This is a genomic window from Syntrophomonas wolfei subsp. methylbutyratica, from assembly GCF_001570625.1.
Lineage (GTDB): Bacteria > Bacillota > Syntrophomonadia > Syntrophomonadales > Syntrophomonadaceae > Syntrophomonas > Syntrophomonas methylbutyratica.
Window position 1 is genome coordinate 76,964 of the sequence record NZ_BBQT01000003.1, and the last position, 20,646, is coordinate 97,609.

26 protein-coding genes are annotated in these 20,646 nt (G+C 45.3%); 24 read left to right on the plus strand and 2 right to left on the minus strand.

Features of this window, described 5'->3' with window-relative positions:
• The first annotated feature begins 52 nt into the window (after positions 1-52).
• The 10 genes from AWB54_RS03530 to AWB54_RS03575 all read left to right on the plus strand — a co-directional run bounded on the left by AWB54_RS03530 (position 53) and on the right by AWB54_RS03575 (position 9,752).
• Complete coding sequence (locus tag AWB54_RS03530) at positions 53-2,695, plus strand: CBS domain-containing protein (RefSeq protein ID WP_061213240.1); 2,643 nt, start codon at positions 53-55, stop codon at positions 2,693-2,695.
• On the plus strand, positions 2,676-3,299 hold the full coding sequence (locus AWB54_RS03535) for a site-2 protease family protein (RefSeq protein WP_061213241.1): 624 nt from the start codon (positions 2,676-2,678) through the stop codon (positions 3,297-3,299). Before AWB54_RS03530 ends, AWB54_RS03535 begins: the two co-directional genes overlap by 20 nt.
• Positions 3,300-3,332: 33 nt before the next feature.
• Positions 3,333-4,046 (plus strand): segregation and condensation protein A, encoded by a 714-nt coding sequence (locus tag AWB54_RS03540; RefSeq protein ID WP_061213242.1) that lies wholly within the window; start codon positions 3,333-3,335, stop codon positions 4,044-4,046.
• Positions 4,047-4,562, plus strand: coding sequence for an SMC-Scp complex subunit ScpB (gene scpB / locus AWB54_RS03545; protein WP_061213243.1), 516 nt, complete (start codon positions 4,047-4,049; stop codon positions 4,560-4,562).
• Positions 4,563-5,013: 451 nt separating this feature from the next.
• Positions 5,014-5,583: a DnaJ family domain-containing protein gene (locus tag AWB54_RS03550; protein WP_061213244.1), complete on the plus strand. Its 570-nt coding sequence runs from the start codon at positions 5,014-5,016 to the stop codon at positions 5,581-5,583.
• Between the two features lie 54 nt (positions 5,584-5,637).
• The gene (locus AWB54_RS03555) at positions 5,638-6,315 is read left to right on the plus strand and encodes a DUF2953 domain-containing protein (RefSeq protein WP_061213245.1); all 678 of its coding nucleotides are present in this window, start codon (positions 5,638-5,640) and stop codon (positions 6,313-6,315) included.
• 2 nt (positions 6,316-6,317) lie between these two features.
• On the plus strand, positions 6,318-6,728 hold the full coding sequence (ytfJ, locus tag AWB54_RS03560; protein WP_011640820.1) for a GerW family sporulation protein: 411 nt from the start codon (positions 6,318-6,320) through the stop codon (positions 6,726-6,728).
• Positions 6,729-6,831: 103 nt separating this feature from the next.
• Positions 6,832-7,425: a nucleoside recognition domain-containing protein gene (locus AWB54_RS03565; protein WP_061213246.1), complete on the plus strand. Its 594-nt coding sequence runs from the start codon at positions 6,832-6,834 to the stop codon at positions 7,423-7,425.
• On the plus strand, positions 7,426-7,962 hold the full coding sequence (locus AWB54_RS03570) for a spore maturation protein (RefSeq protein WP_061213247.1): 537 nt from the start codon (positions 7,426-7,428) through the stop codon (positions 7,960-7,962).
• Positions 7,963-8,084: 122 nt separating this feature from the next.
• Positions 8,085-9,752 carry a formate--tetrahydrofolate ligase gene (locus AWB54_RS03575; RefSeq protein ID WP_061213248.1) on the plus strand — a complete coding sequence of 556 codons (1,668 nt, stop codon included), beginning with the start codon at positions 8,085-8,087 and terminating at the stop codon, positions 9,750-9,752.
• A 233-nt stretch (positions 9,753-9,985) separates the two neighbouring features.
• On the opposite strand, the gene folE is transcribed toward AWB54_RS03575, so the two are convergent.
• On the minus strand, positions 9,986-10,564 hold the full coding sequence (folE, locus tag AWB54_RS03580) for a GTP cyclohydrolase I FolE (RefSeq protein ID WP_061213249.1): 579 nt from the start codon (positions 10,562-10,564) through the stop codon (positions 9,986-9,988).
• A gap of 256 nt (positions 10,565-10,820) precedes the next feature.
• Here folE and AWB54_RS16480 point away from each other — a divergent pair, with 256 nt between their 5' ends.
• The 13 genes from AWB54_RS16480 to aroH all read left to right on the plus strand — a co-directional run bounded on the left by AWB54_RS16480 (position 10,821) and on the right by aroH (position 19,095).
• Positions 10,821-10,952 carry a hypothetical protein gene (locus AWB54_RS16480; RefSeq protein WP_268873631.1) on the plus strand — a complete coding sequence of 44 codons (132 nt, stop codon included), beginning with the start codon at positions 10,821-10,823 and terminating at the stop codon, positions 10,950-10,952.
• 217 nt (positions 10,953-11,169) lie between these two features.
• Entirely contained in the window at positions 11,170-11,889 is a 720-nt protein-coding gene (locus AWB54_RS03585) for a pseudouridine synthase (protein WP_304650839.1), read from the plus strand.
• Positions 11,890-11,892: 3 nt separating this feature from the next.
• Positions 11,893-12,792, plus strand: coding sequence for a nicotinate-nucleotide--dimethylbenzimidazole phosphoribosyltransferase (locus AWB54_RS03590; protein WP_061213251.1), 900 nt, complete (start codon positions 11,893-11,895; stop codon positions 12,790-12,792).
• Between the two features lie 43 nt (positions 12,793-12,835).
• Entirely contained in the window at positions 12,836-13,270 is a 435-nt protein-coding gene (locus AWB54_RS03595) for a hypothetical protein (protein ID WP_061213252.1), read from the plus strand.
• Positions 13,271-13,290: 20 nt separating this feature from the next.
• Complete coding sequence (locus AWB54_RS03600) at positions 13,291-14,133, plus strand: HDOD domain-containing protein (protein ID WP_061213253.1); 843 nt, start codon at positions 13,291-13,293, stop codon at positions 14,131-14,133.
• 231 nt (positions 14,134-14,364) lie between these two features.
• Positions 14,365-15,036, plus strand: a complete 672-nt coding sequence (locus AWB54_RS03605; RefSeq protein WP_061213254.1) for a hypothetical protein — start codon at positions 14,365-14,367, stop codon at positions 15,034-15,036.
• Positions 15,037-15,051: 15 nt separating this feature from the next.
• Entirely contained in the window at positions 15,052-15,267 is a 216-nt protein-coding gene (locus AWB54_RS03610; protein WP_061213255.1) for a 4Fe-4S binding protein, read from the plus strand.
• Positions 15,268-15,271: 4 nt separating this feature from the next.
• Entirely contained in the window at positions 15,272-16,330 is a 1,059-nt protein-coding gene (locus AWB54_RS03615; RefSeq protein WP_061213256.1) for a 3-methyl-2-oxobutanoate dehydrogenase subunit VorB, read from the plus strand.
• On the plus strand, positions 16,327-17,067 hold the full coding sequence (locus AWB54_RS03620) for a thiamine pyrophosphate-dependent enzyme (RefSeq protein ID WP_082735992.1): 741 nt from the start codon (positions 16,327-16,329) through the stop codon (positions 17,065-17,067). Before AWB54_RS03615 ends, AWB54_RS03620 begins: the two co-directional genes overlap by 4 nt.
• A 3-nt stretch (positions 17,068-17,070) precedes the next feature.
• Positions 17,071-17,622, plus strand: coding sequence for a 2-oxoacid:acceptor oxidoreductase family protein (locus AWB54_RS03625; protein ID WP_061213258.1), 552 nt, complete (start codon positions 17,071-17,073; stop codon positions 17,620-17,622).
• Between the two features lie 63 nt (positions 17,623-17,685).
• Positions 17,686-18,186 (plus strand): hypothetical protein, encoded by a 501-nt coding sequence (locus AWB54_RS03630; RefSeq protein WP_061213259.1) that lies wholly within the window; start codon positions 17,686-17,688, stop codon positions 18,184-18,186.
• 107 nt (positions 18,187-18,293) lie between these two features.
• On the plus strand, positions 18,294-18,710 hold the full coding sequence (locus AWB54_RS03635) for a HutP family protein (protein ID WP_153014647.1): 417 nt from the start codon (positions 18,294-18,296) through the stop codon (positions 18,708-18,710).
• A 22-nt stretch (positions 18,711-18,732) separates the two neighbouring features.
• Complete coding sequence (gene aroH, locus AWB54_RS03640) at positions 18,733-19,095, plus strand: chorismate mutase (RefSeq protein WP_061213261.1); 363 nt, start codon at positions 18,733-18,735, stop codon at positions 19,093-19,095.
• Between the two features lie 143 nt (positions 19,096-19,238).
• Here aroH and AWB54_RS03645 read toward each other — a convergent pair whose 3' ends face one another.
• Complete coding sequence (locus tag AWB54_RS03645) at positions 19,239-20,090, minus strand: carbon-nitrogen hydrolase family protein (RefSeq protein ID WP_061213262.1); 852 nt, start codon at positions 20,088-20,090, stop codon at positions 19,239-19,241.
• Positions 20,091-20,398: 308 nt separating this feature from the next.
• Between AWB54_RS03645 and AWB54_RS03650 the strand changes: the two genes are divergently transcribed.
• On the plus strand, positions 20,399-20,611 hold the full coding sequence (locus AWB54_RS03650; protein WP_174520055.1) for a hypothetical protein: 213 nt from the start codon (positions 20,399-20,401) through the stop codon (positions 20,609-20,611).
• Positions 20,612-20,646 lie beyond the last annotated feature (35 nt).

Below are 20,646 nucleotides of genomic sequence, written 5' to 3' on the forward strand. Positions count from 1 at the left end.
AGCTTATCCAGGTATGATATAATGCAGTTATCTTAAGCAGAGGAGTACTATTGTGGAAATAATAACATCACATAATGCCCTGGATTTTGATGGCCTGGCGGCCATGGTGGCTGCGGGTAAGCTTTATCCGGGCGCAGTAAAGGTATTTTCCGGAACACTTTCAAAAAACATACGGCAGTTTATGGCCCTGTACAAAGACCTTTTTTCTATAAAGTATCCCAAGGAAATAGATTTAAAACAGGTTAAAAGGATGATAGTGGTGGATACTGCCAGTGCTAATCGATTGGGCCATTTGAAAGAACTGGCTTCGCAGGAAGGTATAGATTTTTATGTCTATGACCACCACCCACCATCGCTTGATGATTTGCCAGCCAGTATTAGTGAAGTGGAGCAAGTGGGCGCTGTCACTACCCTTCTGGTAGAAAAGATTGCGGAGCGCAGTATTAAGCTGAGTGCCTTTGATGCCACTATTTTGGCTCTGGGTATCTACGAAGATACCGGTAGTCTTTTGTTCAACTCCACCACTCCCAGAGATATATCCGCAGCAGCTTATCTCTTAAGCCGGGGAGCAAATCTGTCGGTGGTGGCCAATTTTATGGATCAGCCGTTTTCCGGCGAACAAAGGGAGTTGTTGCATGTCTTGCTCAATTCCTCCCAGCACCATTTAATTAAAAATATTGATGTTGTAATAGCATTATGGGACAGCAACGAATTTATCCCTGGTTTGGATACGGTAACTTACCGCTTGCTCGAAATAGAAAACTGCGATGTAGCCTTTGCTGTGGCTCTAATGCAGGGTAAGGTAAATGTAGTCGGTCGCAGCCGAAGCAATAATGTAAAGGTTAACGAGGTTTTGAGAAAGCTTGGCGGCAGGGGACATGACCGGGCCGCGTCTGCAATTGTTAAGGGAAAAAGCCCGGATGAAGTGCGGGAGATTATCATGGCCGAGTTGGAGAAAGCCGTTCAGCCTGGTCTTTTAGCTCGTGATATAATGTCAACCCCGGTAAAAACTATTCCCCAAAACATAAGTATGGAGGAAGCTGGTCGTATCATGCTGCGCTACGGGCATACGGGAATGCCGGTTGTTGAAGGGGAAAAGATGATTGGTGTAATATCCCGCCGGGATGTGGACAAAGCCAAAATTCACGATCTGGGCCACGCCCCGATTAAAGGTTTTATGAGCAGCGGAGTTCTTTCCGTAGCTCCAGATACCCCGGTGGGTGAAATACAACGGATGATGGTAGAATATGATGTGGGCAGGCTGCCGGTTACTGATAATAATAGATTGATGGGAATAGTATCTCGTACAGACATATTGAGAACTCTGCATGGTGATGATTACCCCGAGGATCATGAAGTCCTCTATTCTTTCACCGGGGAGGAAAACCAGAACTGCCTGGCCATTATGCAGGAACGAATGCCTTCTAGGCTTATTGCTACCCTGCGCCTGGCCGGTGAAATGGCTGAATCTATTGGCAGCCGGGTATACTGTGTGGGAGGTTTTGTTCGTGACTTTTTCCTGCGTGTACCCAATTTTGACGTTGATCTGGTAGTAGAAGGAGATGGGGAAGAACTGGCCAGAAAAATGGCCCGGCATCTGGGGGGAAAAGCAAGAATCCACGAGCGCTTTCGTACGGCGGCACTTATATTGCCGGATGGTACAAAAATAGACATAGCGACTGCCCGAACGGAATACTACGAGTTTCCCGCTGCTCTGCCCAAGGTGGAAAAGGCCTCTATCAGGGAGGATATGTATCGCCGTGATTTTACTATTAACACCCTGGTCATAGCCTTAAATCCGGATAGCTTTGGAGACCTGATCGATTATTTTGGAGGACGAAAAGATCTGGAAAAGGGTCTTATCCGCATTCTATACAATTTGAGTTTTGTGGAAGATCCAACGCGAATAATAAGAGCCATCCGTTTTGAGCAACGTTATAAATTTACCATTGAGGATGATACCCTGCGCTTTGCCAAGGATGCCATAGAGCGGAGACTCCTGGGTAAACTTAGCTATAAGCGGATTATTCAGGAATTGATACTCTTGCTCAGCGAGATAGATCCCCTTCCTGCCCTGGATCGTATTATGGAAATCGGGGTATGGGAGTATATGATTCCGGAAATAGACCTTAATAAAGTAAGCCGGACCATGATTAAGAGAACCCCCATCATTATCACCTGGTGGGAGGAGCGTTATTATGGGAAAAATATTAAGGGTTGGCTGGTTTATTTAATGCTTTTGCTGGCAGGCTTGAATGAAGAACGGGTAATCCAAATCATTAAACGCTACCATTTGGACAATTATGCCCGTAAAGCCATACAGGAGTCGCGGCAAGTACCGCAGATAGTAGAATACCTGCGGGAAAATCGTGAAATTCTCCCAGGTGATATGAATCAAAGGCTAGATGGCTGGAGCCATGAAAGTATGGTTCTCTTGCTCCTATCCATCAAGGATGAACTGCTTTGGGAAAAGCTTGTTAACTACCTCGACCTCAAGGAGCAGGTAAAAGTAGAGATTAACGGCTTTGACCTTAAGAAGATGGGATTAAAAGAAGGGCCTGAATTCCGACTCATCTTTGATGAATTATACCAGAAGAAACTCAATGGAGAAATTAAGAACCGCGAGGAAGAACTCCAGATGGCGGAAAAATGGATAATGGAAGGGAAGTTTAATAATGATCCAGTCGCTGAGTGAAATGTTAATAGCATTACCGGCTATAATGATTGCCTTGACCTTTCATGAGTATGCTCATGGCAAGGTAGCCGATCTTTTGGGTGACAGCACCCCCTATTACCAGGGGAGACTGACCCTTAATCCTTTGCCGCACATTGATTGGATAGGGTTTTTTATGCTTTTCTTATTTCACTTTGGCTGGGCCAAACCGGTGCAGGTAAACCCCTATAATTTTAAAAATGTAAGCCCGAAACAAGGTATGATGCTGGTTTCACTGGCGGGGCCGGGCATGAATATTCTCTTAGCTTTTCTGGGAATGCTGGCTTACAAGTACCTGCTTCCGTTTCAAGAACAGGAATGGGCTATAATGACTATAAATCTAATTCACCCCTTGATTTATATTAACTTGATTCTGGCGGCTTTTAACTTGATACCCTTACCCCCTCTGGACGGCTCCAAGATAGTAGCCGGCTTATTGCCGGATTCCGGGGCGGAAATAGTCTATTCCCTGGAGCCTTATGGGCCATTGATACTCTTGTTGCTTATCATAACCGGAGCTGCAGCTTATATTTTCTTGCCTCTGGCCAGTTTCTTGAATACGCTTTTATATGCCATTGTGTTCTAAGGCTGCTCCGCTAAGCACGGTCAGGAGGAATATATGAATTATGTAGTAGATTTGGAATCCTTTCATGGACCCCTGGACTTGCTTCTTTATCTGCTTGAAGAGCAACAACTGGAAATATATGATATACCTATAGCCACCATAACCGACCAGTACATGGAATACCTGCGGCAAACAGGAGAATTTAACCTGGAGCAGATGGGCGATTTCCTGATAATGGCTACTTATCTCTTGAATCTGAAATCGCGGATGTTGCTGCCCAGCAGAGTGGAATTGAGCGAGGAAGAGGATTCTGATCCCCGGGCGGAGTTGGTGCAGCGCTTGTTGGACTACAAAAAGTATAAAAAGCTGGCTGAGTGTTTACTGTCATATCAAAATGGTGACTTTCCCCGGGTATTCTTTCGTGATAGCGAGGACGAAATCTCAGGGATTGAGGAACTGGTTGGGGATGCAGCTCAATTGTGGCGCTCTTTTCAGGTTCTGCTGAGGGATTTGCCTGAACAGGAAGAGAAATTCAGGCTTCCCCAGGGAGATGTGAATATCAGCGAAAAAATGGAGGAGATAGTGGAACGGCTGGAACAAGGAAAAGCCGGGCTGGTCTTACAAGATCTTTTTCAGGGAGTTATTAGTCTCAGGGAAGCCCTGGCCTTTTTTTTGGCTTTGCTTGAATTAATCCGCTTGCAAAGGGTGGAAGCTATTCAGGAACAAAGCTTTGGGGAAATAAAAATACGCTTACAGGTGGCGGTCTAAATGTTGATGCGGGATCAGATTAAAGCTGCGGTGGAAGCAGTTCTTTTCGTTCGCGCCGGTCGGGTGGGAATGGATGAACTGGTGGAAATACTGGATATCCCTCTGCTAGAATTAAAAGAAATATTACTGGAAATGATTCTGGAGTATAATAATAATATAAGAAGCGGGCTGCAGATAGTTGAGCTTAATGGCGGCTATTTGCTTTGTACGCGCCCGGCCTATTCAGACATACTTGCCCGCATGGAGAAACCGCAAAAAAAGCGTCTATCGGCTGCTGCTCTGGATACCCTGGCCATTGTGGCTTACCGCCAACCGGTAACCCGCTTGGAAATAGAGCAGATACGGGGAGTTAAGAGTGATAGAATAGTCAATACTTTATTGGAAAAAGGTCTGATTCAAGAAGCGGGGCATAAAGCGGTACTGGGGAAACCAATTCTCTATGCTACCACGGAGGAGTTCTTAAAGGTGTTTGGCCTGACCAGCCTCAAAGAATTGCCTGATTTAGAAGAATTGTAACTAATTCAAAAAGATTCTACTGCAAAAAGTTATTAATATCATTGGCTTGTATAAATATACCGCTCCAGCGTCCTTAATAGCGACCGAAGGGAGCATCAGTTGTGCCCGACAGGGCGCTTCGCATGGGCAACACCTACGGCTTGTCTCGCGGCTCAAGGGGTACCGCGCTAATCTCCCATCCTGGTCGGCAACCTTAATAGTGACACCCGCAGGGTGGAACACCAGGAGTACCCGCAGGGTGAAGCGCTCTCGCGACGTCCTGTCGCTCGCCCCCTTTCGCCGCTCGCCTTCGCCGGGTGTTGCATCCATGCTTCGCCAACGCTCGCTTTGTATATTTATGCAACCCTTATGCAAGAAAAGGGGTTTTTGCAGTGGAGTCAAAAAAGGAAAATAGTTAATGGGAAGGTAATGCTACCATACCGGGTTTTCAGTTTTAAAGGAGGATTAGCCGGTGGCGGAAAGGTCTATTGAGGAAGAGATAAAAATTAAGGCCCAACAGGGAAGAAAATTGGCCCGTTATATGAGCAGTACCCAGGATCTGGTGGAAAACCAGATTCGCAAAGCCCAGGAGCGTGGGGAATTCAACAACCTGGAAGGGAGTGGAAAGCCTATTTCTTTGGAGGAGAACCCTTTTGAGCCCCCGGAATTGCGTATGACCTTTAAAATTTTAAAAGATAATGATTTTGCTCCATATTGGATTGAACTGGGTAAAGAAATTGACCATGAAATAGATAAATTCCGGAAGGAAGTAGAATTTTTTAAGCGTTATACTGCCATATTCTATTCCCAGGGACATAGTTCGCCAGCGGAAAAGAGGTTTGATAGCAAGAAAGCCCTTTTCTATGCCGAAAGCCGCTTTACTCTGCAAAGGATTGATAAAAAGATCAGCGATTATAATTTACACTGTCCCTTTTTTCGCATGGGTCGACCCAATATGAAGATAGATGATGAGATATATAAGGTTATTTCCAGTGTAGAGAAGCTTATTGAGGAACTAAAACAAAATCCGAATAAACAGTAATGCATAAGGCCTTCAAGCTGGGGAATAATATGGAAAAACAGGAGACTTGAAGAAATGCTGGCCTTGTACATCTGTTTGTTTTTATTTGCTCTGGGACTGGCCTTGATTTTATTTATATATTTAAAGGTGGAAATAATTATTGAATTGCTACCTGCTGAAAACAAAAGCAATGATAAAAGCAAAAAACTGCTAATTCAATTAAAACCTCTTTTCCGGCCCTTTCGCCCAAGCCTTCACTACCGCTTTGATAGCCAGCTTAAGCCCTCTGTGGAAGATATCTGTAAAAAAGCTGCTCTCTTTATTTCTGACCTGCAACAATATGATGAATCAGGATATTTCTCTCGCATCGGTATATTTGATGTAGTTCTAGCCGGCCATAAAAAACTCCAGATTGAAAAACTGGAATGGAAAACTATCATTGGATTGGAAAATGCTATGGATACTGCTATTTGTACCGGTGGCTTATGGGCCATAAAAGGAAGTTTTATTGGCTTTATCAGCGCGCGCAGTCGTTTGGAGGAAATGAAAATTGAAGTGCAGCCGGATTTTTCGGAAATAAAGCTTGCCAGTCACCTGGACTGCATAGTAAAGATGCGAACAGTACATATTATGATTATAGTTGTCAGACTGCTGCTGCATAGTTTCATTAAGAATGATAGAGCAAAAAGAAAAAGAGCTTCTTTTAAAGGGCGCAGAGTCTTGGCATTTCTTAAATCAATGATGGGGGTATAAGCATGGAATTACAGGACAAAAAGCAGAACCACCCTATTGAAAGCCTTATGCAGACAGCCATGCAGAGTATCAAGGATATGGTGGATGTAAACACGGTGGTTGGAGATCCGGTAGAGACCAATGATGGTACGGTCATCATTCCCATCTCCCAGGTTGCCTGTGGTTTTGCCGCAGGTGGAGGCGAATACGAATTAACCGCTACATCAAAAAATACGGAATTGCCTTTCGCTGGTGGCAGTGGTGCGGGTGTATCAGTGCGGCCCATGGGCTTTTTGGTTGTAAGAATGAATGATGTACGGCTCTTATCGGTTACCGGCAATCACCTGGCGGAACGGGTTATAGACCTGGCTCCTCAGATTATAGATAAAATGGAAGGATTGTTTAAGAAAAAGAATAAATTTTCCGAGATTTAATCAGTTTTAGCAATTGCCCTGGGGACAGTAAGGGCAAGTTCTAATTTATTCAGCAAAATCATACTCTTCAAAAAGACCAGCAGTGTTTGAGGGGATGGTAGATTTGCTGAATATTGTTTGGTTTCTCTTGCTGGCTTCAGGAATCATAGTGGCTGCTCTTAACGGTAATATAGAAGTGGTAAGCGAAGCTGCTATTTCTGCGGCCCAGGGGGCGGTCAAAATATGTATCGACCTGGTGGGTATAATGGCTCTGTGGTTAGGCATTATGAAGATAGCTGAAAAGGGAGGATTGATACAGGCCCTGGCCCGCTTAATGAAACCTTTGATGTTGCGTTTATTTCCCGGCATTCCTCCGGAACACCCGGCTTTGGGGGCTATAATACTGAATTTGAGCGCTAATATTTTGGGTCTGGGCAATGCTGCTACTCCTTTTGGTATGCGGGCTATGCAGGAAATGCAAAAGCTTAATACTGATTCTTCGGAAGCCTCCACGGCTATGTGCACTTTTTTGGCTTTAAACACTTCATGTATAACCCTTATTCCGGCCACAATTATCGGAGTCAGGGTATCTTTGGGATCGACCAATCCTACAGAAATAGTGGGGGCTTGTATTTTTGCTACCAGTATTGCCATGCTTATGGCCGTTAGCCTGGATTATTGGTTCCGTACGCGCAGTCCCTGGGGGGGTAAAGGCTAAGTGCTTTTAAGCATTCTCACCCTGATATCCCAATGGGCCATCCCTTTTCTTCTTTTAGCCGTGCCCCTTTACGGCATGCTTAAAAAAGTTCCCGTTTATGAGAGCTTTGTAGAAGGTGCGGAACAGGGCTTTTATACGGCAGTTAAAATCATACCTTTTTTGGTGGGAATGATGGTGGCTATTTCTGTTTTTCGCGCTTCCGGAGCTATGGACTATCTCAGCCGGGCCGTTGCCCCTTTGACAGCCCTCATTGGCGCTCCTTCTGAAATCCTTCCTTTGGCCGTAATGCGTCCCCTTTCCGGCAGTGCTGTTCTGGGAATGTCTACGGAACTAATGAAAATATATGGTCCGGATTCCCATATTGGACGACTGGCTTCGGTTATGCAGGGAACTACCGATACCACTTTCTTTGTTTTAACGGTATACTTCGGTTCGGTAGGGATTAAGAAATACCGCTATGCTCTCCTGACCGGTCTAACCGCTGATATAAGCGGTTTTCTAGCTTCGGTGTATATATGCAACCTGCTCTTCCGCTAATTTTAAAAAAATTCAAGTCTTCAATCATAATCCTTAAAGCATATTTGCCCTGAGCGAAAAAATACTATAAAATTGTTTTTGGCAAGATTAATCAAAAAATATGGTAATGGGGGAAGTATTTGATGAAAACTGATGTGGAAATAGCCCAAAGCGCAAAAATGCAGCCTATTACGGAGATTGCTGCCAGGATTGGTATCGAGCCAAACGAACTGGAACTTTACGGGCCCTATAAGGCCAAAATTTCTCTGGATATCATGAAGAGAATAGAAGACAAGCCACAGGGGAAACTGGTGCTGGTTACCGCTATCAGCCCCACCCCGGCAGGGGAAGGCAAGACAACAACTACTATTGGCTTGGGACAGGCTCTTAATAAAATTGGGAAGAAAGCTATTGTAGCCCTGCGCGAGCCTTCTTTAGGTCCTGTTTTCGGAATCAAGGGCGGTGCTACCGGGGGTGGTTATGCCCAGGTGGTACCCATGGAAGATATCAATCTTCACTTTACGGGGGATATCCATGCCGTGACTACAGCCCACAACCTGCTGGCAGCCCTGATGGACAACCACTTGCACCAGGGTAATGAATTGGATATTGATTCTCGTCAAATAGTCTGGCGCCGGGTAATGGATTTAAATGAAAGGGTTCTCAGAAATGTTGTACTGGGCCTGGGAGGAAGAATCAACGGAGTTCCACGGGAATCAGGTTTTGACATCTCGGTGGCTTCCGAGGTAATGGCTGCCCTCTGCCTGGCTACCGATCTAATGGATTTGAAAGAACGCTTTGCCAAAATTGTTGTGGCCTATAGTCAGCAGGGGCAAGCTATCACGGCTGGCGATCTGAAGGCAGCAGGTTCCATGGCTCTTTTAATGAAAGACGCTATCAAGCCTAACCTGGTGCAAACCCTGGAAAACACCCCGGCTTTTATTCATGGGGGGCCTTTTGCCAATATCGCCCATGGAGCCAACAGTATAGTGGCTACCCGCCTGGGGGTTAAGCTGGCTGATTATATGGTGACTGAGGCCGGCTTCGGTGCTGACCTGGGAGCTGAAAAATTCTTTAATATTGTCTGCCGTTATGGCCAGCTGGTACCTGATGCTGTGGTACTGGTTGCCAGTATTAGAGCCTTAAAACATCATGGGGGAGTAAAAAAAGACAAACTGGGCGAAGAAAACTTGGAAGCACTGGCCCAGGGTATGGAGAACTTGAAAAAACACCTGGAGAACATCCAAAAATTTGGTGTTCCTGCAGTTGTGGCTCTAAACGAATTTCCCAGCGATACCAGTAAAGAAATTGACTATGTATTCTCACAGTGTGCGGCTATGCAAACCGCAGTGTCAATTTCCCGGGTGTGGGCTCAGGGAGGAGAAGGCGGCATTGACCTGGCCGAAAAATTGGTGTTGGCTACGGAGCAGGGGAGTCAATTCAAGTTCCTTTATGACTTAAACCAGCCCCTTAAGAACAAAATAGATACTATATGCCGGGAGATTTATGGTGCCGGCAGTGTAAAATACTCGGCGGAAGCCAATCGGATGCTGCAAAAATATGAAGAATCAGGTTTTGGGGACCTGCCGGTCTGCATAGCCAAAACCCAATATTCTCTTTCCGATAATGCCCAACTACTGGGAAGACCCACGGGTTTTGAGGTAAATATAAGACAAGTCAAGTTATCGGCGGGGGCAGGATTCGTGGTTGCCCTGGCGGGAGATATTATGACCATGCCGGGTCTCGGCAAAGTACCGGCAGCGGAGAATATTGATATAAAGCCTGACGGGGAGATAGTTGGCTTATTTTAATTCAAGATGCAAAGCAGATGTTATTGCAAAAAGTTATAAATATGCATTAGCGTGCATAAATATACCGCTCAGCTACATTAAAAGCGACCGAAGGGTGTGTAGGGAACGACCCCCGTGTCGTTCCGACTCAGGCTTGGTATATTTATGCAACCTTTATGCAACAAAAAGGGTTTTTGCAGTAGAGTCAAAGCAAGAATGAGCAAATGACACCGGGGAGAAGTCCCTGGTGTCATTTAGCTTTTCTGGTTAATAAGAGAGAAGACTTCAGCCCGGGTTTCAGGCCTGGTCTCAAAAATTCCACGGACGGCAGAGGTTACAGTTGAGGCTCCCGGCTTGCGCACACCTCTCATGGTCATGCACATGTGTTCCGCTTCGATTACTACTGCCACCCCGAAAGGCTTTAAGCTTTCATTTATACAGTCGGCTATTTGGGAAGTGAGTCTTTCCTGCAACTGGGGGCGCAGGGCATAGGCTTCTGCCACCCTGGTCAACTTGCTTATTCCCACCACTTTACCGCCGCGGGGGATGTAGGCTACATGAGCTTTGCCGTAAAAGGGAAGCAAGTGGTGTTCACACATCGAATACAAGGGAATATCCTTTACCAATACCAGTTCATCATGAAATTCCGTAAAGGAAACCTTTAGGAATTCCCTGGGGTTAGAATTCATACCGGCAAATATCTCGCTATACATGCGAGCTACCCTTTTCGGGGTGTTTTGCAAGCCTTCCCGTTCCGGGTCTTCCCCAATTGCTTCCAGTATCATGTGAACAGCTTCTTCAATTTTGGCTTCATCTATTACTTTTTTTTGCATCTCGCTCATCCTCCAAGTTGTCTAAAAAACAATTATCTGCTGATCTGCCCCATTCAAATATAATAACAGATAATCACTAATATTTTTACCGTTTAAACTTCTTCCATGCTGAGGAAATCAAAGTGAAGACTTAAATTAAGAAATACTGATGCTAGAAAAAAGAGCGTTTCCAATTCTTTTTTTGTTAAATCTGTCTTGCTGGGAAAAACTAAAACAAGCTGCACAAAATAATTAGTAAGCTAAAGGAGGCATGGTTGTGGCTAAAAATAAGAAAGAAAGCAGGAAAGACGAAAGTATTTATCCGGATGGGATTGAGCGCTTTCAGGCCCAAAAAGATGAAATGATTGGCGCACCGGTACGGAAGAAGAAAAAACAGGAGAAACAGTAGACTTAATTAAGGATAAAGGCGTCCATTGGGGACGCCTTTATCCTTTATATTAACGATGCAGGGGACCTGTCGGCCATGGTTACTCTCCGGTTAGAAAAGCTTGTCAAAAGAACCATATCCTTAACACATTAAGTAATTATCGGAAAATTGAAAGGATTAAGCACAAAGTTCGTAGAATATAGAGCCAAATATGATTTTCCCAAAGGAGAAGAATAGATTGAGATTGGCCAAATACCTGGCTGAATCTGGGATATCCTCCCGCAGGCAGGCGGAAAAGTTAATTACACAGGGCAAGGTTAAAGTAAACGGTAAAACCATAAGTGAACCGGCTTTTACTGTCAAACCTGGTGACCGGGTTGAATTTGCGGGAAAGATTATTGAGCAGACGGATAAGATATACCTATTATTGCATAAGCCTGCCGGTTATATATCCAGCCTTGCTGATCCGCAGGGAAGGCCCCGGGTTATTGATTTGCTTAGCGCTGTAAATACCCGGGTATTTCCCGTGGGCAGGTTGGATTATGATACTGAAGGCTTGCTGCTGCTAAGCAACGATGGTGAATTCAGCAACCTGATGACCCATCCCCGTTATTTAATTCCCAAAAAATATGAAGCATGGGTACAGGGTTTAGTTAAGCCCGATACTATAAGGCAATTGGAACAAGGGGTGGCTTTGGAGGATGGTATTACCGCTCCCTCGAGGGTAAGGTTGCTAAGCAGCAAGAAAGGACAAAGTTTGCTGGAATTAGAAATTCATGAAGGGAAGAAGAGGCAGATTAAAAGAATGTGTCTGGCAGTTGGACACCGGGTAATAAAACTAAAAAGGACAGCCCTGGCTTTCTTAACTCTGGAAGGAGTGCCCCAGGGTCATTTTCGCTTTTTAACTGCTTCGGAAGTAGAGAGACTGATAATGCTGGCCAGGCAGTCAGGGAAATAAGCCATGAATTCATTGCACTTGGGAAAGTTTGCTGTTTTAAATAATAAGATTGAACAATCATTGCCGCAAGGGATTAATGACTATGCAGTATTGATTTTTGCTGGAGACAATGGCGTAAGCCTGGAGAATTTCAGTTCCTATCCCCCGCTTACTTCTCGGGATATTGTCATAAGCCACCTTAAAGGTGAAAGCCCTACTGCGGCCTTGCTAAATCGCTTAAGAAAGCAAGAAATAATGGTGGATGTGGGTTTGTGCCATAAAGTAAATGACGATAAAATATTGCAGCGGAATATAGCCCGAGGTAGTAATAATTTCCTCTATAATGATGCTTTGGAAAAAGCTCAGGTGGAAAAAGGCATTGAAGTAGGACTATCTGCCTGGGAGGATGTTGCAGCGGAAAAATTTGATATAATAGGGGTAGGTGAAATTGGTATAGGCAATACCCTTTGTGCTGCAGGATTAGCGGCTATAATTACGGGATTAGAATTGGAATACCTGGTAGGCAGCGGTTCTGCCAGTGATAAAGTAATAAATAAAAAAATCGATATTCTTTCTAAAGCGATAAACTTGCGTTCTCTTGACCCCAATGATGTTATTGACTTGCTGGCTCGTTTTGGGGGTCTGGAATTGGCGGCATTAACCGGTTTTATTTTAGCTGCGGTAAAAAACAAGAAGATCATAATGTTGGATGGTTATGTTACCGCAGTGGCCGCACTTTTGGCCAGTCGGATAGATAGTGGAGTGCCCTCTTTTTTGATTGCTCCCAGTACTACCGGGGAACCTGGCCACGGGCCAGTTCTTGAGCAGCTGGGTTTAAAGCCGGTTTTTGATTTTGCTGTAAATTATGGAGAAGGCCTGGTGGCCGCCATTGCCTTGTTTTTGGCGGAAGTTTTATTTCAATAGAAAATTACTTTGATAAGCAGCTAATACGAATGGGGGAGCAGAATTGACCAAACTGCAGATGCGAGTCCGTTTTGATTTTATGGGGAAAAGTAAATCCGGTCGCTTGTTGTGGGGAAGTAAAAACCCGGAACAGTTAGCGGAAGAATTGCGACAGCATAAAGCCTCACTTATTCGCAATATTCCTGTACAGGGAATACATATTGATGATATTGACATGAGCCAGGATGTGTATTCCATATATGATGAAATCACCGGTAAACAGATCTGTTTTGCTCCAGTATTTATCACCTTTACTGCCAGTTCCATGGAAGATGCCATTAGATTCACCATGAAAGAAGAATTCAGGACAGTTGAATTGATTGAACCGGAGGAAATAACCCTTTCCCGATCGGAAATAGAAAAGTTATTATTGAGGATTTCCGAAGAGCTTATAGATTACCGGGATTACATTGAAAAAAGATTGGACAATTGGAAGTAAGCGAGAGGGAGGCTGACAGTTTGAATAAGATTACTTTGGATTCGATAGTGGAAGCCGTTAATGAACTACCGGCCTTGCCTCATATTGTAGTTAAAATAATGCAGCTTTCTGAGGATCCCGATTCAACTGTTCAGGATATAAGTAATGTGTTAAATCAGGATCAGGCTATGACAGCACGGGTTTTAAGGCTGGCTAATTCCGCTTTTTTTGGTTTTCCCCGTAGGATTTCCACGGTTACTGATGCTATTGTATTTCTGGGTTTTAAAACCATCCGCAGTATAGTTTTGGCAGTTTCCGTAAGTAATATTCTTGACCGGGAAATAGAGGGTTATGCTCTGGAGCATGGTGAATTATGGCGGCATTCGCAGTGTTCAGCCATTGCTGCCCGCATGATAGCCAGAAAATGCAAGTTTGGCAGCCTTGACCTGGCTTATACGGCAGCTCTTTTGCATGATATTGGCAAGGTAATCCTAAATGATCACATGAAAGAAGCCTATCATGAGGTGGTGGCCCGGGTGGACGAAAACAACATCTCCTTTATGGAAGCGGAAAATGAGGTTTTTGGATTTAATCATGCCCAGGTTGGAGCCCGCGTTGCTGAAAAATGGAATCTTCCCCCAGAGTTGGTGGAAAGTATTGCTTTGCACCACAGCCCCCAGGATGCGTTATTAAACCAGCGGCTTACTTCTATTGTTCACCTGGCTGATGCTATCTGCGTCAGTATGGGTATAGGAATCGGAATTGATGGGATGCTCTATCCTCTATCGGATGAAGCATTAAAACTTTTGGATTTTGATGAAATCGAGGTAGAAAAAACCATATCCGAGCTGGTGGATGTCTTTGCCGACCAGCAGAGTTTTTAATAGTATCAGGAAATCGAGCTATTACTGTAAGTGGCTGGCCTATATATTACCCGCCCCCTTATTATCTGCTTGCTTTACTACATCGCCTTTTCAATTCTAAAAACTATTTCTAAAATAATCATTTATAATTAAAAAATAAAACAAAAACCTGGAAATAACACTTTATGCTTGATTTTACGGGTATCCTGTATTATTATTACCCAATAAGAATTCGGTTTAAGGGGAAAGTTCTTGGGTAAGATTGCTGTATTCGCAGGTGGGCTCGGCAGCGGTAAAAGTGAATTAGCGATTAATTTCGCTTTAGAGGAAGCAAAAAGAGCTGCGGGGGTAGTACTGGCTGACCTGGACATGGTGAATCCGTTTTTTGCCTCCAGGGAAGTGGGACAAGTTTTAGAAAGAGCGGGAGTTAAACTTTTTGGTCCAGGCGGAGACTTGTCCTTCGGGGATGTGCCCAGTATTCCCGCAGAGATTATTGCCCTTATTCAACAGGAAAATTACTTGTTTATTGATCTTGGAGGGGATGAAGTCGGCTCTCTGGTTATGGGATACCTGAGCCGCTTTATAAAAAGGTGGGAGGAGATGGAAGTTTTTTTGGTCCTGAACCCCTACCGCCCTTTTTCCTCTGAGCTGGCCGGAGTAAGCAAAGTGAAACAGCTGATTGAGCTTGCTGCCCGGGTAAGAATCACCGGAATAATTAGCAATCCCAATCTAGTGGAAGAGACTAATCTGAAAACGATTATTGAGGGGCACAGGCAGGTGCAGGAATTTGCGGATTTTCTGCAACTACCGGTAAAATTCCTTTGCGTTGAGGAAAGGTTCTGGGATCAACTTCTTCCCCGTTATGGCAGTATTCTTAAAAAATTGACATTGCATTTGCGGCCTACCTGGTTGCAGGACACGTAGGGGGAGGAATGTAGTATGGCCAGGGGCAGAGTTATTTTTTTGGCTGAACGCTGTAAAGCCTGTGGGCTTTGTGTAGAGTTTTGCCCCAAAAATATACTGGTTTTTGACGATCATACCATCAATGTTTTGGGTTTTCATCCGGTAATGCTTTTGCAGCCGGATGAATGCACCGGTTGTGGGATTTGCGGCTTAATGTGCCCGGATCTCGTCATTCAGGTAGAAAGGGAGTGATGGTATGAAAAAGGTCTTGATGAAAGGAAATGAAGCACTGGCCGAAGGGGCATTAATTGCCGGTTGCCGTGGATTTTTTGGTTATCCCATCACCCCCTCCAGTGAAATTGCGGAGTATATGGCCAGGAAACTGCCTAAAATTGGAGGAGCTTTTATTCAGGCTGAGAGTGAACTGGCGGCCATTAACATGATTTATGGCGGTTCATCAACCGGCACCCGGGTTATGACGGCTTCATCGGGTCCGGGAATCAGCTTGAAACAAGAGGGCATTTCCTTTATCTCAGAAGCTGAACTACCTTGTTTAATTGTAAATGTTTCCCGGGGAGGCCCGGGCCTGGGTGGTATACAACCTTCCCAGGCGGATTATTTCCAGGCCACTCGCGGCGGAGGGCATGGAGATTATCGTATAATTGTTCTGGCCCCATCCAGCTCCCAGGAAATGATGGATCTGGCTATTTTGGCCTTTGAGTTGGCGGACAAGTATCGTACTCCGGTGATGATAATGGCGGAAGGAACCCTGGGCAACCTTATGGAACCGGTTATTGTACGGGAAGCGGTCACGGAATTTTTGGATAAACCCTGGGCCACTACCGGTTGTGTGGGGAGAAAGCCCAATGTAATCAATACCTTGCACCTGTCCCAGGAGGAATTGGAAGGAAGAAATCGCCATCTGACGGAAAAATATAAAATGATAAGCAAGAATGAAAAGAGAGCCGAGTCTTTTTTATTGGATGATGCGGAAATAGTGGTTGTAGCTTTTGGGCTTTTAGCACGGATAATTAAGAAATCGGTAATGGAAGCCAGAAAGAAGGGAGTCAAGGCAGGCTTGATCAGACCGGTAACGCTCTGGCCTTTCCCGGATGAGCATATACAGGCTGTTTCCAGGACAGCGCGGACTATTTTGTCGGTGGAGATTAATATGGGACAGATGGTAGAAGATATCCGCCTGGCGGCGGGGGGGAAAATCCCGGTTGAGTTTTACGGGCGCATAGGGTTCACTCCCAATCCGGAAGAGATTACCCGGCAGCTGCTGTTTATTGCGGAAAGGGAGGGATTGTTGTGAAAACCGTTTTTAAAAAACCGGAAAGCCTGACCGATGCCAAGTTTCATTATTGTCCGGGATGCTCCCATGGTATTATTCATCGTTTAATCGCTGAATGCCTGGATGAGTTGAAAATAAGAGAACAAACCATTGGGATTTGCCCGGTTGGTTGTTCGGTTCTGGCCTATGAATATTTCAATTGTGATATGCTGGAGGCAGCCCATGGGAGAGCGCCGGCTATTGCTACAGCTATGAAACGGCTTTTGCCTGACCGTTATTTGTTTACCTATCAGGGGGATGGTGACCTGGCTTCAATCGGCATGGGGGAAATCGTTCATGCTTCATTACGGGGAGAAAAAATCACCGTTATTTTTGTCAATAATACCCTATACGGCATGACTGGTGGACAGATGGCTCCCACTACACTGCTGGGGCAGGTAACCACTACTTCACCCTACGGACGGAGCAAGGATTGGGAAGGTTACCCGGCAAAAATGGCCGAACTTCTGGCTCAGAACGAAGGGTCCGCTTATATATGCCGGACGGCAGTCAATGATCCCCCGAATGTGGTTAAAACCAAAAGGGCGATAAAAAAAGCTTTGCAGACGCAGGCCAGGGGCCTGGGTTTTTCCATGGTCGAAGTGCTTTCCACCTGTCCTACCAACTGGGGGCTTAGCCCGGTGGAGGCTATGAAGTGGGTGGAGGAAAATATGATACCCTATTATCCCCTGGGAGAATTCAAGGTTAAGGAGGAGTAAATTATGGAAAGCGAGAAACAGATTCTCTTTGCCGGTTTTGGCGGGCAGGGGGTTTTATCCATGAGCAAGTTCCTGGCTTATGCAGCCATGGGTGCCGGGAAAAATGTTACCTGGGTTCCCTCTTATGGAGCGGAAATGCGCGGTGGAACCGCTAACTGCCTGGTAACCATAGCCAATGAGGAAATCAGCTCTCCCCTGACGGAGAATCCCTTGATGGCGGTAATTATGAACAAACCATCCCTGGAACGCTTTGAAAACAAGGTTCAGCCTGACGGTACTCTGTTTGTAAATTCCAGCATGGTGGACCGGAAATGCCGGCGGGATGATCTTACTGTTTTGGAAGTGCCGGTTAACCAACTGGCAGAAGAATTGGATAACCTGCGCGGGGCCAATATGATACTACTGGGAGCCTACCTGGAGAAAACCCGGGTGGTGGAAGTGGAAGATGCCCTGGAACATTTTGAACAGATTTTTTCCGGGAAAAGAAAGGAAATTATTCAAAAAAACCGTCAGGCTTTTTTGGCCGGAGTTGAATATGCCCGCAATAACTGGTAGCTAGCAGGGATAATCTTATTACCCGGGGCATAAGATAGAAAAAAATGTCCCGGAAGTGATAGCTTGAAACGATTTGTGGAAAAGGTGGAGAAATTCCTGATACGGGCGATTATCCTGACCGTATTGATAATAGTAGTGGTTCAAGGGGCCATGACTAAAGACACCTGGCGTTTTTATTTGAGCCTGGGGGAGAGATTGGAAGGGCAAACCATAGAATTCCCCGTAAACAATTTACCGGCTGACAGCCGGAAGAATTCTCTGAATCTTAATGGCCAGGCGCTGCAATCACCCCATGCAGAAATAACCCTGCAAGTAGAGAAATTCTCTTCTTTACCCCATGCAATAATCATGGTGAATGGGGAAGAAAGGGCAAAATTTGTCAATGGAGAAGTTGCCCTGCAACTAAATGCTGGTGATGTAGTTGAAATAGACGCCAGTTATTATAATTTCCCCCTTAGCTTCCTAGTTAAAGATTGCTCCCCGAACCTGGCCTATCCCGAAAAAGGAAAAACATTCACCAGCAACCAGAGCATAGCCATGATAGGTAAAATCATAGTAAAATAGTTTTAAAAGGATAAGCGATTTTCGATTACCCCTCTTATCAAGGGGAAAAATTGCTGTATCATTTATGCCCGGGTGGATTAGCAAATTAAAAAAAGGTGGGATGGCCGGTGGAAATAGGAAGCAAGATTGTATCAACCGCAGCTATTAAGATGGCTTTGTCTGCTTCCCGGCAGGAGGAGACCCGCTTAAAAAAAGAACTGCTGGAGAATTGGGAGGTCAAGGCCGTAGCGGTCGATTATGGAGGAGAATTCATAAGTTCGGTGGGCAAGATTGTTGAACGTGCGGTAGTGGCAGCCAAAAGAGAGGGAGTAATCAAAGATGCTCATGCTGATGAAGGAGCCGTTGCGGGTGCCGCCAGGGAAGCCATTGCCCAGATTATGCCCAAGGCTCTGGGCCTGAATGTCGGGGGTAAAATTGGGGTGGCTCGTCATAAAGATCATGTCAGTGTGGCTATTTTTTTGGGAATTGGCCTGTTGCACCTGGACGAAGTGGCTATCGGCTTGGGACACCGGGCCGTATCATGAGTTTAAGGGAAAGGGTTTGATTATGCAGCTGAGAGGCATAAGGGGAGCTACTACAGTAAACGAGGATCGTCCTGAGGAGATATTGCGGGCAACACGGGAATTGCTGCAGCAAATGCAGAAGGAAAATGCTTTTACGGTAGAAGAGGTAGCCAGCGCCTTGTTTACAGTAACCGCTGATATAAGATCCGCATTTCCGGCAGCGGCGGCACGCGCCATAGGTTGGGATAAAGTGCCGCTCCTATGCTTCCAGGAAATTGAGGTGCCGGATTCTTTACCCCGGTGCATAAGGGTACTCTTGCATGTCAACACCGTTAAAAGCCAGCAGGAAATAAAGCATATCTACCTCAAAGCAGCCCGTTCGCTTAGAAGAGACCTGAATCGCTAAGATTCCTTTCATTCACCCATAACCTTGATAATAACCCGTTTTTTGCGCTGCCCATCGAACTAGGCATAGAAGATATCCTGCCAGGAACCGAGATCCGGCTCTCCGTTGGTTACAGGTACAATAACCTGGTGGTGGAGCAGCAGTTAAACTATCCCGTTTCCTGGTGCTTTATAATCCAGCCGGTACAAATCCTTTCGCCGCTGCCGGAGAAGAGGCAGTTCCTGCCGCACTTGTTCCAAACGGGAAAAGTCCAGCCGGGCATGGATGATCTCTTCACCGCTCCCGGCTTCCTGAAGTATATCCCCCCAGGGGTCAACCACCAGGGAATGTCCCCAGGCCTGATAGCTGGCGGATGGGTTCCGGGCCGGAGAGGCGGCAGCAACGAATAGCTGGTTGTCTACCGCCCGGCAGCGCATCAAGAGTTGCCAGTGGGCTGGGCCGGTGGTAGTGTTGAAAGCCGCCGGAATCACCAGCAGCTCCGCTCCTTCCAGGGCCGCAGCCCGGGCCAATTCCGGGAAACGGCAATCATAGCAAATCATCAAAGCGAATAGATGGGATCTGTAGCGGACAATAGTAATATTCTCCCCCGCAGCAAGTGTGTCTGACTCATGAAAGGAAATCCGGCCCGGGATATTGATATCAAAAAGATGGGCTTTGCGATGTCGTCCGATGAGTTCTCCCCGCTCATCAAAAACAAAGCTGCTGTTATATATTTTACCCTGGCTATCCCTTTCGATTATGGTGCCTCCCACAACGCATAAGCCGTGCTTGTGAGCCGCCGCTGCCAAAAAATCCGTACTGGGGCCGGGAAATGATTCGGCATAACGGGGAAAAAGCTCCGCCTGGTAAGGTGAATTAAAAACCTCGGGTAATATCACCATTTCCGCTCCTTCCAAGGCCGCAGCGGCAATCATTTTCTCCGCTTTTTTCAAATTCGCATCCTTATCTTTTCCTGTTTTCATCTGGCAGATGGAAAGGGATAAAGTCTTATCCATCAGAACACCTCCGTTGGCAACTTGAGTAGTTGTGATTGCCCGTGTGCATCAATAATTAAGTTTAAGATAGCGAGTTCCTTGATTCAGAATGCTTAGTCTTAAGATTGCATAAATGATAGCATGTAGGGGTATTTATGGCTACGGCAGATATTTTGCTCTTACTCCATATGGTGCTCTTTTTAAATATTTTAACTCATTCCCAGCATAAATGAGATAAAGAATAGCGTTGTTGATATTCATAAAATGATAAACTATACTTAACCAAATAAAAATTATCAATCCGCTTGATTTTATTAGGATTCTGGAGGATGATTTTAGTGAAGACTGATACTGTTATTAGAAATGAAGGAATGAAGGTTTTAATAAAGCATCTTGGTAAGGTTGATGCTGAAAGGTTTATATCCCTTATATTAAGGGAACCTTTTGATTATACCAAATGGCAAAAGGACCTTTGGAAAGATAAAACGGTAAAAGAGATAAGCGAAGCAGCTATGGAATATAGAAGGACAGATTCTATTTAATTATTCGGCCCCCCTAGTCCTTTCTTCCTTAACAG

Bases quoted from the DNA above. Each gene is read 5' to 3' on its own strand.
- AWB54_RS03535 (WP_061213241.1), top strand. From the start codon at position 2,676: ATGATCCAGTCGCTGAGTGAAATGTTAATAGCATTACCGGCTATAATG.
- AWB54_RS03540 (WP_061213242.1), top strand. From the start codon at position 3,333: ATGAATTATGTAGTAGATTTGGAATCCTTTCATGGACCCCTGGACTTG.
- scpB (WP_061213243.1), top strand. From the start codon at position 4,047: ATGTTGATGCGGGATCAGATTAAAGCTGCGGTGGAAGCAGTTCTTTTC.
- AWB54_RS03555 (WP_061213245.1), top strand. From the start codon at position 5,638: ATGCTGGCCTTGTACATCTGTTTGTTTTTATTTGCTCTGGGACTGGCC.
- ytfJ (WP_011640820.1), top strand. From the start codon at position 6,318: ATGGAATTACAGGACAAAAAGCAGAACCACCCTATTGAAAGCCTTATG.
- AWB54_RS03575 (WP_061213248.1), top strand. From the start codon at position 8,085: ATGAAAACTGATGTGGAAATAGCCCAAAGCGCAAAAATGCAGCCTATT.
- folE (WP_061213249.1), bottom strand. From the start codon at position 10,564: ATGCAAAAAAAAGTAATAGATGAAGCCAAAATTGAAGAAGCTGTTCAC.
- AWB54_RS03590 (WP_061213251.1), top strand. From the start codon at position 11,893: ATGAATTCATTGCACTTGGGAAAGTTTGCTGTTTTAAATAATAAGATT.
- AWB54_RS03610 (WP_061213255.1), top strand. From the start codon at position 15,052: ATGGCCAGGGGCAGAGTTATTTTTTTGGCTGAACGCTGTAAAGCCTGT.
- AWB54_RS03615 (WP_061213256.1), top strand. From the start codon at position 15,272: ATGAAAAAGGTCTTGATGAAAGGAAATGAAGCACTGGCCGAAGGGGCA.
- AWB54_RS03625 (WP_061213258.1), top strand. From the start codon at position 17,071: ATGGAAAGCGAGAAACAGATTCTCTTTGCCGGTTTTGGCGGGCAGGGG.
- aroH (WP_061213261.1), top strand. From the start codon at position 18,733: ATGCAGCTGAGAGGCATAAGGGGAGCTACTACAGTAAACGAGGATCGT.
- AWB54_RS03645 (WP_061213262.1), bottom strand. From the start codon at position 20,090: ATGGATAAGACTTTATCCCTTTCCATCTGCCAGATGAAAACAGGAAAA.
- AWB54_RS03650 (WP_174520055.1), top strand. From the start codon at position 20,399: ATGATTTTAGTGAAGACTGATACTGTTATTAGAAATGAAGGAATGAAG.